The sequence below is a fragment of the Actinoplanes sp. NPDC051513 genome (assembly GCF_044454685.1).
GTDB lineage: Bacteria > Actinomycetota > Actinomycetes > Mycobacteriales > Micromonosporaceae > Actinoplanes.
The window spans coordinates 53311-66255 of record NZ_JBITDW010000029.1; the positions used below are offsets into that span (position 1 = coordinate 53311).

Sequence of the window (12945 nt, forward strand, 5' to 3'; positions counted from 1 at the left end):
GTGTCCAAGGAGCGTGCGAAACGGCGCGCCGAGCGGCTCGCCGTGCAGGAGCGGGCACGGGAGGCCCGCGCCCGCAAGGATGCCCGCCGGCAGCGTCGCCGTGCCCTGACCAGGAGGCTGACCCCGCGGATCGGCCGGCCCGGACGGATCTACCGGCGCAGTCGCGGCGAGCGGATCGGCATCGTGCTGGTGCCGCTACTTGCCGCCGCCGCGGTCTGGCTGTTCGTGCCCGACCTGGCGCTGCGCATCGTGCTCACCATCGTGATCGTTATGGCCGTGCCGGCCCTCGTAGTAGTGATCCTGGGTAAGAAAGCCTAGAAGGAGAGACCGTGACCCTCGCTCTGTTGCCCGCCGTCGACGTCGCGGACGGCCAGGCCGTCCGGCTCGTGCAGGGCGCCGCCGGCTCGGAGACCGCCTACGGCGATCCGCTCGAGGCCGCGCTCGCCTGGCAGAACGACGGGGCCGAGTGGGTGCATCTGGTCGACCTGGACGCGGCCTTCGGGCGGGGCTCCAACGCCGATCTGCTCGCCGGCGTGGTGCGCCGGCTCGACGTCAAAGTCGAGCTCTCCGGGGGCATCCGCGACGACGCGTCGCTGACCCGGGCGCTGGCCACCGGCGCGGCCCGGGTCAACATCGGCACCGCGGCGCTCGAGGACCCGGACTGGTGCGACCGGGTGTGCGGCGAGTACGGCGACCGCGTGGCCATCGGGCTCGACGTGCGCGGCCGTACGCTGTCGGCGCGCGGCTGGACCCGCGACGGCGGCGACCTGTACGAGGTGCTGGCGCGGCTCGACAAGGCGGGCGCGTCCCGCTACGTCGTCACCGACATCACCAAGGACGGGACGATGCGCGGGCCGAACCTCGATCTGCTGCGCGAGGTGTGCGCCGCCACCGACAAGCCGATCATCGCCAGCGGCGGGGTGTCCACGCTCGACGACCTGCGGGCGCTCGCCACGCTCGAGCCGGTCGGGGTCGAAGGGGTCATTGCCGGTAAAGCCCTTTATGCCGGGGCGTTCACCGTGCGTGAGGCCCTCGCCGCGCTCGCCTGATGCCAAGAATCCCGTAGCGCTTGCTCGGCGGCCCTGATCGCCGGGCGGGCCGCTGCGGCGTCGCGCCAGGCGATGACGACCCGGCGGCGGGGTTCCGGCGTCAATCGAACAATGCGGACACCCTCCGGAAGGGATGGGGGCCGCGCAAGCCGGGGGATGATCGCCACCCCGAGGCCCGCCGCGATCAGCGTCAGCTGCGTCTCGAACTCGCCGACGTGGAAATCCGGCTGGACGCCCGGCTGCACCCGGAGCAGCCACTCGTGGCAGATGTCCCCGGCCTTCGCGGAGATCCACCGCTCGTCGCGGCACTTGGCGAGCGTCGTCGTGCCGGTCAGCCGGTGGCCGCTCGGCACGATCAGGTCGGCCACGTCCCAGCCCAGCTCGACGTGCGTGATGCCGGCCGGGTAGCGCAGCGCCACCTCGGGCCAGTCGTCGAGCACGGCCAGGTCGACGTGCCCCCGGTGCAGCGCCTCGAGCCCTTCGTGCGGGTTCGCCTCGACCAGCCCCGTGGTCAGCTGCGGATGGTCGGCGGCCATCCGGTGCAGCGCCCACGGCAGCAGCGCCCGGCAGGCGGTGGCGAACGCGGCGACGGTGAGCCGGCCGGTGACCGTGTCGCGGTGGGCGGCCAGCGCGGACTCGGCCTCGTCGACCGTGGCGAGGACCCGCTCGGCGTGCTGCGCCAGGATGCGGCCGGCCTCGGTGAGCCGCAGCCCGCGCCCGTCCTTCTCGACGAGTGTGGCGCCGGTCTCGCGCTCGAGCTTGGCGAGCTGTTGCGAGACCGCGGACGGCGTGCAGTGCAGCGCCTCGCCGGCGGCCAGGACGGTCTTGTAGCTGGCCACGGCGTGCAGGGCCCGCAGCCGGCCGAGGTCAATCATGTAGCAACCCTACATTGTTGGTGTAGGACTATTCGATGGTGCTTAGCTTTTCAAAAACGCAGGCTCAACGACATGAGACCTCGTGACCTCGCGCTGGCCGTCGCCGTCATGGCGATCTGGGGCGTCAACTTCGTCGCCATCGAGACCGGCCTCGACCACTTCCCGCCCCTCGAGTTCAACGCCCTGCGCTTCACGCTCGCCGCCTTCCCGGCGATCCTGTTCGTGGGCCGCCCGCAGGTGCCGTGGCGCTGGATCGTGGCGACGGGTGTGATCCTCGGCGTCGTGAAGTTCTCGCTGCTCTTCGCGGGCATGGCCGCCGGGATGCCGGCCGGGCTGAGCTCGCTGGTGCTGCAGAGCCAGGCCGTCTTCACCGTGCTCTTCGCGGTGGTGCTGCTCCGCGAGCGCCCGCGTCGCCTTCAGGTCGGCGGCCTTGTGCTGGCTGTCGCCGGCATCGGTGTGGTGGCGACCCGGATGGGCGCCAACCTCGGCGCCTTCCTGCTGATCATCGGGGCGGCCGCGGCGTGGGCCCTGTCCAACATCGTCACCCGCAAGGCCGCGCCGCCCGACACGCTGCGTTTCATGGTGTGGGCGAGCGCCGTCGCATCGGGACCGCTGATCGTGCTGTCGCTGCTGGTCGACGGTCCGTCGGCCGACGTCTCCGCGCTGCGCGCGATCGACGGCGAGGCCGTCATGGCTCTGCTGTGGGTCGCGCTGATCTCGACACTCGCGGGTTTCGCGGGCTGGGGTTTCCTGCTGCGACGGTACGGGGCTGCCACCGTCGCCCCCTTCTCGATGCTCGTCCCCTTCTTCGGCATCGCGTCGGCCGCCCTCGTGCTCGGCGAGCCCATCCACACGGTCGACGTGATCGGCGGCATCCTGGTGATCGGCGGCATTCTGCTCGGCCTGGTCCGTCAGTCGCCGAAGACGATCGCACCGTCCACGACACTCCAGGAGATCGAGGGGTCCAGCTCCTTCGCCCGCCGGAAATCGGCATCCGCCTCGTCCGCCTGACCGAGCTCCTGGTGAATGACGCCGCGCAGGACGAGGTAGGTGCCGTCTTCGCCGTCGAGCGCGATGCCACGGCTGACGTCGGCGAGCGCGTGCTCGTGGTCGCCGAGACGCCGATGGACGTCGGCGCGCTCGAACACCGCCCACTCCTGCTTCCCGTTCAGCGCGATCGATCGATTCAGGTCCTGCAGCGCCGCCGCGAAATCCTTCAGGGCGGCGTGGGTCTGGCCACGGCTGCCTACGGTCCACGCGTCGTCCTCGCCGAGTTCGATCGCGCGGTCGAAGTCGGCGAGCGCCTCCTGGTTACGCTCCTGCAGGCGGTAGGTCTCGCCGCGCGCGGCGAGCGCCCAGGCATTGTCGGGATTGAGCTCGAGGGCCAGGTCGAAATCGGCGACGGCCTCGTCGTACCGCTTCTGGCTCCGGTAGGCGGCGCCGCGTTCGGTCATTGCCCAGACGTAGTCGTTGCTGAGCTCGAGGGCGCGGCCGAGATCGTCGAGGGCCTGCTCGTAACGCCGCATCGCTCGATGTGTGGCGCCGCGCCGGCCGAAGAGCTGGGCACTGTCGCCGCCGAGCTCGACCGCGTGATCGAAGTCGGCGATCGCTTCCTGGTGGCGGTTCAGCATGCGGTAGACCTCGCCGCGCTCGTCGAACAGCCAGGCGAGGGCGCCGTTGAGCTCGATGGCCTGGTCGAGGTCGGTGAGCGCCTCGTCGTAGCGATCCATCGCGAGAAGGGTCTGGCCCCGGCTGCCGATGGTCCAGGCGTCGCCCGTCCTGCTGAGCGCGACGGCACGGTCGAAGTCGGCCAGGGCCTCGTCGTGGCGATCCAGGAGCCGGTAGACCTCGCCCCGCTGGCTGATCGCCCAGCCGTTGGCGCCGTTGAGCTCGATGGCGCGGTCGAGGTCGTCGAGGGCCTCGTCGTGGCGGTTCATCCAGCAGTAGGCCTGGCCGCGCCGCGACAGAGTCCAGGAGTCATCGGGGCTCAGCCGCAGCGCGTGCCCGAAGTCGGCCAGCGCCTCGTCGTATCGGTCGAGGTAGGTGCGGGCGGCGGCGCGCAGCGCGTACGCACGGGCCAGGCCCGGGTCGTGGTGGAGCGCCCGGGTGCAGTCCTCGATGGCCATCTCGTCGAGGTTGCCCAGGAAACGCAGACGCGCGCGTTTCAGCAGCAGGACGGCCTGGCCCACGCTGTCTTCCCGGCCCAGGTCGATCAGCAGGGTGAGCAGCTCGATGGCCTGGTTCTCGTCGCGGGCGGCGGCCTCGAAGAGGCGACACCCGATCTCGTACGTCTCGGCGTCGTCGCCGTCCCGGCCGGCTTCCATGATCATCTCTGCCCAGCGCCGGGCGACCCCGATGCCCGCCTCCACCACCTGACCCGCGTTCGCCAGCGCCTCGTCGAGCGTCAGCTCGCGCGCGCAGAGACCGTGATAGTCGGCCTCGAACTGGTCCACGGCCTCGGCACGGTCGCGGTGCGCCGCCGCCAGGCGGGCGTGTGCCTCGCGCCACCGCTGCGGCGAGCGCTGGCGCTGCCACCGGAGCATCGGCGCGCGGACGACGTCGTGATAGCGGTCGCCGCGGAGGAACGCCTGGTGGACGAGCCAGGCGAACAGGTCGGCCACGTCGTCGCGGCCGAGCGCCGCGCGCAGCAGGTCCTCGTCGATGCGGCGAGGCAGCGCGCCGGCCAGGGCGCCCTGGCGACGGGACTCGTCGGGCTCCCACTTGAGGAAGCGCTCGACCGCCGTGTCGGCCGGGTCGTCGACCTCGTCGGCGCCGGCCGGCCGGCTCTTCGCCAGCATGTCGACCAGCAGCGGAAGGCCGCCGGCGAGCGACATGATCGTGTCGATCGTGCGGGCGTCGGTCACCTCGTGCGCGGCGAGCAGTTGCCGGGTCTCGACGTCGGTGAAGACCGCCAGGGGCAGCGGCGCGATCAGGCGGAGCAGGCCGGCCCAGCGGTTGATGTCGAGCGGGAGGCGCCCGGCGATCACCATGGACACCGTCGCCGGGATCTCGCCGTGCGTGCCGGACATCAGCTCGATGAGCCAATCTTCGAGGACGATGCCGCTCTGCTCGAAGGTGTCGAAGAAGAGGACGACCGGCCGCCGCGACGCGATGCGGCGCAGCGCGTCGGCGAACAGCGGGCCCAGTTCCTCGGTGGGGTAGAGCATCAGACGGACCTCGTGGGAGTCGCGCACCTTCGTCGCGAGGAACTGCCGGACGCGGTCGACCGCGTCGGCCGCAGTGTCGCCGTCGATCAGCTCGACGACCGGGGCGGCGCCCGGGATCACCTTCGAGGCGTGCAGGCCGGCCTTCACCCCGGTCCTGACGATCTTGCTCCAGAGCTCGGACGGCGCCTCCGGGTCGTTCTCCAGTCGTTCCCGGTTCTTGCGGAAGCTGGCGTAACGGGCGCGGAAGTCCTTGGCATCGCGCGGCTGGCCCAGTTGCTCGAGGAGGGCGGACATGGCCTCGGGGGCGCTGAAGACGCGCTCGTCGACCATGGCCTCGGCCGCGCCGGCCTCGCGGGCTATCTGGCGCCATTGCTCGAGCAGGGTGGACTTGCCGACGCCGCCCTCGCCGTACACGTTGAAGATGTAGGCCCTCTCGGCAGCGGCGAGCCCGAAGTTCTCGCGGAAGACCGCGAGCTGGCCGCCGCGGCCGACGAAGCCGGCGCTGCGGCGGCCGCGCAGGATCGCCTGGATGGATTCCGGTTCCCCTGCCATGGGTGACAGCTTGTCATGGCGTGGCGACAGATTGAATGCCGTGACGGGGGTGATCGGACGGCCGACTAGGCTTGTCGCATGACGGTGGCGGTGCGCGTGATCCCTTGCCTCGACGTCGACGCGGGTCGGGTGGTCAAGGGGGTCAACTTCGTCGACCTGCGCGATGCGGGGGATCCGGTCGAGCTGGCCGCCGCGTACGACGCCGCCGGGGCCGATGAGCTGACGTTTCTCGACGTGACCGCCTCCTCCGACGACCGGGGGACGATGCTCGACGTGGTGCGGCGGACCGCGGAGAGCGTGTTCATCCCGCTCACCGTGGGCGGCGGGGTGCGGTCGGTCGACGACGTCGACGTGCTGCTGCGGGCCGGGGCCGACAAGGTCGGGGTCAACACGGCGGCGATCGCGCGGCCGGCGCTGATCAGCGAGATCGCCGAGCGGTTCGGCAATCAGGTGCTGGTGCTGTCGCTCGATGTGCGGCGGTCCGGCGATCAGCCGAGCGGGTGGGAGGTCACCACGCACGGCGGGCGGCGCAGCGCGGGGCTGGACGCGATCGAGTGGGCCCGGACGGTGGCCGAGCTGGGGGCCGGCGAGATCCTGCTCAACTCGATGGACGCGGACGGGACCAAGGCCGGCTTCGACATCGAGCTGATTCGGGCGGTGCGGGCCGTGGTCGACATTCCGGTCATTGCCAGCGGGGGCGCGGGGGCGGTCGAGCACTTTCCGCCGGCGGTGGCGGCGGGGGCCGATGCGGTGCTCGCGGCCAGCGTCTTCCACTTCGGAGACCTCAGCATCGGCGAGGTCAAGGAGAGCCTGCGGGCGGCCGGCAACCCGGTCCGCTGACGCGGCCGGCCGGCCGGCCGGCAGAAGTGCGGCAGCGTCAGCGGCCGTCGGCCAGGCGTATGGAGTATTCCCGGACCGCGGCGTTGTAGGTCTGCTCGTCGAGCACCCAATCCGACTCGCCGGGGCTGCTGGCACGATTTAGCTGGGCCTGGAGAGTCATCACGGCGGAGGACAGGCCGCTGAACGGGCGGGTGCGCCACAACTGCTCACCGGACGGCGCCACCTCGACGAGATCGTCCTCGACCACGAGCAGGCCGGCGCCCGCCAGACGGCGTACCGAATCTTGAAGCTCCTGCCGTGTGGGCACGGCGTGGTGGAGGAAGTCGGCCGCGGCCAGAACGTCGGCGAGGCTCGCCCCGGTGACCGGCAGGGCGGCGTGGGTGGCCCGGTCACGCTCGAGGCGCTCGGCAATGACCGCGGACACGAAGATCCAAGCGTCGTTCCATTGCCAGCTACCGGCCCCCATGCGGCAATGATGCCGCGTCGCCGCCCCGGCCGGAAGCAAATGTGTCCGGATGATCACTAGCCTGTGTCAATGAGGCTTGCTCGCGACGGTGGAGACCAATTGCATAGGCCCCGCGAGCTGCAACTAAAGGTAAGTCGCGAACAAACCTCACTCCACAGGAGACATCTGCAAGTTGCGCGTTTTGGGGACCGTGCAGAGCGGTAGGAAGACGTGAACCAGCGGGCCGATGCAGAGCGCGTAGACGACCGTGCCGATGCCGACCGTGCCGCCCAGCAGGAAACCGATGCCGAGGACGGACAGCTCGATAGTGGTACGAACCAGGCGGATCGACAGCCGGGGGAACCGGCGCACGATCCCGGTCATCAGCCCGTCGCGCGGGCCGGGGCCCATCCGGGCGCCGATGTACAGGCCGGTGGCGAGGCCGTTGATCAGGATGCCGCCGACCAGATAGCCGACCCGCGCCGGGATTGTCCCGCCGGGAGGCAGCACGGCCAGCGCGCCGTCGACCACGAAGCCGATCACCACGAGGTTGGCGATCGTGCCGAAGCCCGGCTTCTGGCGCAGCGGGATCCACAGCAACAGGATCGGGATGCCGAGCAGGATCACCACCCAGCCGAAGCTGACGCCGGTGGCCTTCGACAGGCCCTGATGGAAAACGTCCCACGGGTTGAGACCCAGGGCCGACTCCACCATGAACGCCATGCTCACCCCGTAGAGCACCAGCCCCGTGAAAAGCTGGGCAAATCGGAAAGCTTTTAGTCCTCTCAAGGGTGGCGGGTGGGGCGGTTGGACGGGGGTGAGACGACGATCTCCGTTGCCAACAAAACTCATGAGTGCCACTCTGAAGGCCAATTCGAGACGCCAGTAGAGCCAATTCGCGGGAGGTGGCTGTGACGAGCTCGGTGCGAGGGGCACAACTGGCCCGCCTGCTCGGTCAGTGGCATTCGCTGCCCGGCCGCCACCGCCGCCCGGACTACGCCGCCCTGGCCGCCGCCGTCCGCGGCCTGCTCTCCGACGGACGGCTGCCGCTGGGCGTGCGACTTCCCGCGGAGCGGGAACTGGCCGAGGCCCTCGGGGTCAGCCGCACCACGGTCAGCGCCGCGTACCGGGCGCTGCGCGAGACCGGCCACCTCACCAGCCGGCGCGGCGCCGGCAGCTGGACCACGCTGCCGCAGGGCCACCGGGTGGTCACTTCGGGGCTGTGGGCGGCCGGCGACGACGGCGACGTGATCGATCTGGGCGTGGCCGCCTCGCCGGCCCCTGACGAGCTGATCGGCGCGGCTCGCGCCGCCGCCGACGACCTGCCGCGCTACCTGGGCAGCGCCGGATACCACCCGACCGGGCTGGTCGAGCTGCGCGAGGCGGTCGCGGCCGACTACACGGCGCGGGGCGTGGCGACCTCGGCCGAGCAGATCCTCATCACCGCCGGTACCCAGCAGGCACTCGACCTGGTGCTGCGGCTCTCGGTCCCGGCCGGCGCGCCGGTGCTGGTCGAGTCGCCGACCTATCCGAACGCGCTGGCCGCGCTCTCGGCCCGCCGCGCACGGATCAACACCCACGGCCTCGACGCGGCGACCGGCTGGGACGGCGACCTGCTTCTCGGGGCGCTGCGGCAGGGAAGACCGCGCGTCGCGTACGTGATCCCGGAATTTCAGAATCCCACCGGCCACCTGATGGATGCCGCGCTGCGTGAGCGCCTGGTCGCGACGGCGCACTCGGCGGGCACCGAGCTGATCGTGGACGAGTCCTTCGTGGATCTTTCGCTCGACGGCGCCGAGATGCCGCCACCGGTGGCCGTCTTCGACCGGCACTCCCGGGTCGTGTCGATCGGCGGGATGAGCAAGGCCTATTGGGGTGGCCTGCGGATCGGCTGGGTGCGGGCGTCGGCGCCGCTCGTGCAGCGCCTCGCCGCGATCCGGGTCGGCGTCGACATGGCCAGCCCGGTGCTGGAGCAGTTGGTGGCCGTGCGGCTGCTCGCCCAGGCGCCGCAGATCGTCGCCGCCCGCCGCGCCCAGCTGCGCGCCCGCCGCGATGCCCTGCTCGCCGCGATGCGCGACCATCTGCCCGAGTGGAGCGTCACGGTGCCGGCCGGCGGGGTGATGCTCTGGGCCGAGCTGGACGGGCCGATCTCCAGCGCGCTCTGCCGCGCCGCCGAGGACGTGGGGGTCCGGCTCGCTCCGGGACCCCGCTTCGGCCTCGACGGCACGCTCGAGCGCTTCCTGCGGCTGCCGTTCGCGCTGGACGAGGAGACCCTCACCGACGCGGTACAGCGGATCGCGTCGGTGCGCTACGACCTCGACCGCGGGGCGCGGCCGGCGTGGCGTACGCCCGCGGTCATAGCGTGAGCCAGGCGCCGTCGCGCATCAGCAGGCGGTCGGGGAGCTCGTTCTCCTCCCGCCACGCCTGGATCTTCGTCGGCCGCAGAACGAGAAATACGTACGATTCGCCGGCCTCGCGCGGGTCCCAGTCGCTCTGCCGCGCGTAGGCCTCGCCCACTTCGGCCGAGGTTGCCACGGGCAGGGTCGCGTCGAGCTCCACCTCGATCAGCACCACGTCGCGGGTGGGGCCCAGCCCGACCCGGGCCCGCCCACTCGCGGCGATGTTGCGCGCGGTGGGCGAGCGCCGGGCCGTGGCCAGGATGATCCGCTCGTCGAACCAGGCCAGCGTGAGGGGCACGAGGTAGGGCTCGTCCGGCGAGGCGGTCGCCACCCAGCAGTCGGCCACCGGCGCGGCGAGGCGGGCCAGAACGTCGGCCTTGCGCTGGACGAACGGCCGCGGGTCACTCATCGGCGCCCTGGAACACGCCGATGATGTTGCCGTCGCCGTCCCGCAGGTGCGCGGTGAGCCCGCCGCCCCCGACGTCGCGCGGCTCCTGTTCGACGGTCGCGCCCGCCGCGGCGAGCGCTGCGACGGTCGCCTTGATGTCGTCCACGTGGTAGTAGGTGATCGGCCCGGTGGCGAGGTCGCCGTGCGGGTTGAGGCCCACTTCAGGTGAGCCATCGGGGCGGAAGCCGACATAGTAGGGCGAGGACATGTACGGGTCGACGCCGAGCAGCTTGCTGTAGAGCGCGGTCGCGGCCTCCAGATCCTTGACCGGGACGGTGATGGTGCGGATAGCCATGGGATCCTCCTTTGTCACAGCGGACCCGAGCGGTCCGTCAAAGGCTATGACGGACGCCGAGCGGGGAGTGTGACGATGAGCGAAGCCGAGATTCTGGCCGCACGGTTCGAGGCGGATCGGCCGCACCTGCGGCAGGTGGCGCAGCGGATCCTGGGCTCGGCCCACGAGGCCGACGACGCGGTGCAGGAGGCATGGGTACGCCTGAGCCGCTCGGACACCAGCGAGGTCGGAAACCTGACCGGCTGGCTGACGACGGTCGTCTCCCGGGTCTGCCTCGACATGCTGCGCTCGAGGCAGGCACGCCGGGAAGACCCGGCCGAGCTCCCGGTGGTGGTGGCCGAGGCCGCCGACCCGGAGCAGGAGGCGGTGATGGCCGATACGCTCGGCCCGGCGCTGCTGCTGGTGCTCGACACGCTGAACCCGCGCGAGCGGCTGGCCTTCGTGCTGCACGACCTGTTCGCGGTCGACTTTCCGCAGATCGCGGAGATCGTCGGGTGCTCGCCGGCCTCCGCTCGTCAGCTGGCCAGCCGGGCGCGTCGGCGCGTGCAGGGCTCCGACCCCGCCGACAACGGACAGATCGCGAGAAAACGCGAAATAGTGGATGCGTTTCTGGCGGCCTCGCGCGGCGGTGACTTCGCGGCCCTGCTCGCGCTGCTCGACCCCTCGGTGACGCTGCGGGCGGATGAGGCGGCGGTGGCGATGGGCACGAGCGCGCTGTCCGAGGGCCCCGCCAACGTCGCCGCGGTTTTCAGCGGACGGGCCAAGGCGCTGCGGCACGCCTTCGTCGACGGCCTGCCCGGCCTGGTCTGGGCCCTGCAGGGCGAGCCGAAGGTGGCCTTCGCCTTCACGATCGACGACGAGGACGGCCGCGTGACCGGGATCGAGCAGATCGCCGACCCTTCCACGCTGGCCGCCCTCGAGATCGAGTTCGGTTAGATCTGGGCGAGCGAGCCCTCGTACATCTTGTCGATCTGGGTGGCGAAGTTGGTCTCCACGCTCCGCCGCTTGATCTTCATGGACGGGGTGATCTCGCCGGCCTCGATGCTCAGGTCGCGGGGGAGGATGGCGAACTTCTTCACCATCTCCCAGCGGTTGAGCTTGAGGTTCAGCTCCTTCACGTACCCGTCGATGAGCTGCTCGGTCTCGGTGGCCGTGACGATCTCGGCGTACGGCTTGCCGTCGAGCGGCCCGCCTTTGGCCCACTGGACGATCGCGTCCTCGTCGAGCGAGATCAGCATGGTCACGTAGTTGCGGGCCTGGCCCACGACGACGGCCTGCGAGGTGTAGGGGCACACCGCCTTGAACATGCCCTCGATCGCCGACGGCGCGACGTACTTGCCGCCGGAGGTCTTGACCAGGTCTTTCTTGCGGTCGGTGATCTTGAGGTAGCCCTCGTCGTCGAGCTCGCCGATGTCGCCGGTGCGCAGCCAGCCGTCCTCGGTGAGCGTCTCGGCGGTCGCCTCGGGGAGGTCGTGGTAGCCCCGCATGACCGGCGCGCCGCGCAGCAGCACCTCGCCGTCCGGCTCGATCTTGCACTCGAGGTCGCCGATCGCCACCCCGACCGTGCCGATCTTGAGACGGCCGGCCCGGTTCACGAAGCTGGCCGCGCTGCTCTCCGTCATGCCGTACCCCTCCATGATCGGAAGGTTCGCGGCCGCGAAGAACTCGGCGATGTCGCGGCTCAGCGGCGCCGAGCCGCTGACCAGCACCCGCAGCCGGCCGCCGAGCCGGGTCTGCAGCTTGGAGAAGACCAGCTTCTCGGCGATCGAGTACTTGAGCTTGAGGCCGGCCGGCAGCGGCTTGCGGGCCTGCTCGAGAGCCACCTTCTGCTTGCCGGTGGCGACCGCCCAGCCAAAGATCTTGGCCTTGGCGCCGCCGGCGTCGAGCGCGGTGGTGACGGTCTTGTTGTAGACCTTCTCGAAGATGCGGGGCGCCGCGCACATCAGCGTCGGCTGCACCACCGAGAGCATGTCGACCAGTTTGTCGACGCGGCCGTCGATGTAGGTGGGCACGCCGACGTGGAGGATCCCGCAGAGCAGGGTCTTGCCGAACGAGTGCGACAGCGGGAGCCACAGGTATTGCAGATCGGTCGACTCGAAGAGGCCGAGGTCTTCCTGGGCGACGCCCTCCCACGTCCAGCCGCGGTGCAGCAGCTGCACGCCCTTGGGGCGGCCGGTGGTGCCCGAGGTGTAGATGAGCGTGGCGAGGTGGTCGGGGCCGATGGTCTCGACGACCTCGTCGATCAGCTTGGGGTTGTCGCGCAGGGCCGCGGCGCCGCGCTCCTCGAGCTCGGCCAGCGTGAGCTGCGCCGGGGTGGCGCCGGCGTCGGCCTGGCCGTCGAGCAGCACCACGTGGGTGACGCTGGTGTCGGCGCCGGAGATCTTGAGAGCCTGCTTCGGGTTCTCGGCGATCAGGACCTTCGACCCCGAGTTGGACACGATGTAGCTCGCGTCCTCGGGCTCGGTGGTCGGGTAGACCGTCGTGGTGGCCGCGCCGGCGCAGTTGATGCCCAGGTCGGCGAGGACCCACTCGTACCTGGTGCCGGCCAGGATCGCCACGCGGTCTTCGAGGCCGACGCCGAGCGAGCGCAGGCCGGCGGCGATCGCGGTGGCCCGCTCGCCCACCTCGGACCAGGTGTGCCAGACCATCGCGGTGTCGTCCGCGTTCGGTGTCGCGAACGCCTGACCGTTCGGTGTCGCCGCCACGCGCTGATAGAACATGTCGGGAATCGACCGGTAGGAAACCTCGAGAGCCATCGGCGCCGCCTTTATGTACATCGACCGGGGGAGACGGGGGTAACGCGCTTGTTACCGCAGGGTATTGAAAGTGCGGCCACAGGGCTAGTACCAGCCCCTGGGACGATTCTATCGACGAA

General features: G+C 70.9%; 13 protein-coding genes. 6 read left to right on the forward strand and 7 right to left on the reverse strand.

The genetic code is table 11. The annotated features are described in order from the left end of the window. Together ACIA5D_RS44705 and priA are read left to right on the forward strand one after the other, a co-directional pair. The gene (locus ACIA5D_RS44705) at positions 1-318 is read left to right on the forward strand and encodes a hypothetical protein (RefSeq protein ID WP_396036752.1); all 318 of its coding nucleotides are present in this window, start codon (positions 1-3) and stop codon (positions 316-318) included. 11 nt (positions 319-329) lie between these two features. Then, positions 330-1049, forward strand: coding sequence for a bifunctional 1-(5-phosphoribosyl)-5-((5-phosphoribosylamino)methylideneamino)imidazole-4-carboxamide isomerase/phosphoribosylanthranilate isomerase PriA (gene priA / locus ACIA5D_RS44710; protein ID WP_396036753.1), 720 nt, complete (start codon positions 330-332; stop codon positions 1047-1049). On the opposite strand, the gene ACIA5D_RS44715 is transcribed toward priA, so the two are convergent. Next, positions 1001-1924, reverse strand: a complete 924-nt coding sequence (locus ACIA5D_RS44715) for a LysR substrate-binding domain-containing protein (protein WP_396036754.1) — start codon at positions 1922-1924, stop codon at positions 1001-1003. The two genes, priA and ACIA5D_RS44715, sit on opposite strands and share 49 nt — an antisense overlap. Positions 1925-1996: 72 nt before the next feature. On the opposite strand from ACIA5D_RS44715, the gene ACIA5D_RS44720 reads away from it, so the two are divergent. Further along, positions 1997-2935: an EamA family transporter gene (locus ACIA5D_RS44720; RefSeq protein WP_396036755.1), complete on the forward strand. Its 939-nt coding sequence runs from the start codon at positions 1997-1999 to the stop codon at positions 2933-2935. Here the strand turns inward: ACIA5D_RS44720 and ACIA5D_RS44725 are convergent. After that, positions 2836-5643: a tetratricopeptide repeat protein gene (locus tag ACIA5D_RS44725; protein ID WP_396036756.1), complete on the reverse strand. Its 2808-nt coding sequence runs from the start codon at positions 5641-5643 to the stop codon at positions 2836-2838. The two genes, ACIA5D_RS44720 and ACIA5D_RS44725, sit on opposite strands and share 100 nt — an antisense overlap. A 78-nt stretch (positions 5644-5721) precedes the next feature. On the opposite strand from ACIA5D_RS44725, the gene hisF reads away from it, so the two are divergent. After that, entirely contained in the window at positions 5722-6483 is a 762-nt protein-coding gene (hisF, locus tag ACIA5D_RS44730) for an imidazole glycerol phosphate synthase subunit HisF (protein WP_396036757.1), read from the forward strand. Positions 6484-6520: 37 nt separating this feature from the next. Here hisF and ACIA5D_RS44735 read toward each other — a convergent pair whose 3' ends face one another. Then, positions 6521-6949 carry a hypothetical protein gene (locus ACIA5D_RS44735; protein WP_396036758.1) on the reverse strand — a complete coding sequence of 143 codons (429 nt, stop codon included), beginning with the start codon at positions 6947-6949 and terminating at the stop codon, positions 6521-6523. Between the two features lie 147 nt (positions 6950-7096). Further along, positions 7097-7651: a YitT family protein gene (locus tag ACIA5D_RS44740; RefSeq protein ID WP_396036759.1), complete on the reverse strand. Its 555-nt coding sequence runs from the start codon at positions 7649-7651 to the stop codon at positions 7097-7099. A gap of 188 nt (positions 7652-7839) precedes the next feature. Here ACIA5D_RS44740 and ACIA5D_RS44745 point away from each other — a divergent pair, with 188 nt between their 5' ends. Beyond that, positions 7840-9294 carry a PLP-dependent aminotransferase family protein gene (locus ACIA5D_RS44745; RefSeq protein ID WP_396036760.1) on the forward strand — a complete coding sequence of 485 codons (1455 nt, stop codon included), beginning with the start codon at positions 7840-7842 and terminating at the stop codon, positions 9292-9294. Here the strand turns inward: ACIA5D_RS44745 and ACIA5D_RS44750 are convergent. Further along, positions 9284-9736: a pyridoxamine 5'-phosphate oxidase family protein gene (locus ACIA5D_RS44750; RefSeq protein ID WP_396036761.1), complete on the reverse strand. Its 453-nt coding sequence runs from the start codon at positions 9734-9736 to the stop codon at positions 9284-9286. The two genes, ACIA5D_RS44745 and ACIA5D_RS44750, sit on opposite strands and share 11 nt — an antisense overlap. Beyond that, positions 9729-10070, reverse strand: coding sequence for a VOC family protein (locus ACIA5D_RS44755; RefSeq protein ID WP_396036762.1), 342 nt, complete (start codon positions 10068-10070; stop codon positions 9729-9731). The genes ACIA5D_RS44750 and ACIA5D_RS44755 overlap by 8 nt, the downstream gene beginning before the upstream one ends. 75 nt (positions 10071-10145) lie before the next feature. Here ACIA5D_RS44755 and ACIA5D_RS44760 point away from each other — a divergent pair, with 75 nt between their 5' ends. Then, a complete protein-coding gene (locus tag ACIA5D_RS44760) occupies positions 10146-11006 on the forward strand; it encodes a sigma-70 family RNA polymerase sigma factor (protein WP_396036763.1) in 861 nt (286 codons plus the stop codon). On the opposite strand, the gene ACIA5D_RS44765 is transcribed toward ACIA5D_RS44760, so the two are convergent. Further along, positions 11003-12826, reverse strand: coding sequence for an AMP-dependent synthetase/ligase (locus ACIA5D_RS44765; protein WP_396036764.1), 1824 nt, complete (start codon positions 12824-12826; stop codon positions 11003-11005). The two genes, ACIA5D_RS44760 and ACIA5D_RS44765, sit on opposite strands and share 4 nt — an antisense overlap. Between the last annotated feature and the right edge of the window lie 119 nt (positions 12827-12945).

Excerpts from the sequence above, each read along its gene's own strand:
- ACIA5D_RS44715 (WP_396036754.1), bottom strand. The coding sequence starts at position 1,924 with ATGATTGACCTCGGCCGGCTGCGGGCCCTGCACGCCGTGGCCAGCTAC.
- ACIA5D_RS44720 (WP_396036755.1), top strand. The coding sequence starts at position 1,997 with ATGAGACCTCGTGACCTCGCGCTGGCCGTCGCCGTCATGGCGATCTGG.
- ACIA5D_RS44725 (WP_396036756.1), bottom strand. The coding sequence starts at position 5,643 with ATGGCAGGGGAACCGGAATCCATCCAGGCGATCCTGCGCGGCCGCCGC.
- hisF (WP_396036757.1), top strand. The coding sequence starts at position 5,722 with ATGACGGTGGCGGTGCGCGTGATCCCTTGCCTCGACGTCGACGCGGGT.
- ACIA5D_RS44735 (WP_396036758.1), bottom strand. The coding sequence starts at position 6,949 with ATGGGGGCCGGTAGCTGGCAATGGAACGACGCTTGGATCTTCGTGTCC.
- ACIA5D_RS44740 (WP_396036759.1), bottom strand. The coding sequence starts at position 7,651 with ATGGCGTTCATGGTGGAGTCGGCCCTGGGTCTCAACCCGTGGGACGTT.
- ACIA5D_RS44750 (WP_396036761.1), bottom strand. The coding sequence starts at position 9,736 with ATGAGTGACCCGCGGCCGTTCGTCCAGCGCAAGGCCGACGTTCTGGCC.
- ACIA5D_RS44755 (WP_396036762.1), bottom strand. The coding sequence starts at position 10,070 with ATGGCTATCCGCACCATCACCGTCCCGGTCAAGGATCTGGAGGCCGCG.
- ACIA5D_RS44760 (WP_396036763.1), top strand. The coding sequence starts at position 10,146 with ATGAGCGAAGCCGAGATTCTGGCCGCACGGTTCGAGGCGGATCGGCCG.
- ACIA5D_RS44765 (WP_396036764.1), bottom strand. The coding sequence starts at position 12,826 with ATGGCTCTCGAGGTTTCCTACCGGTCGATTCCCGACATGTTCTATCAG.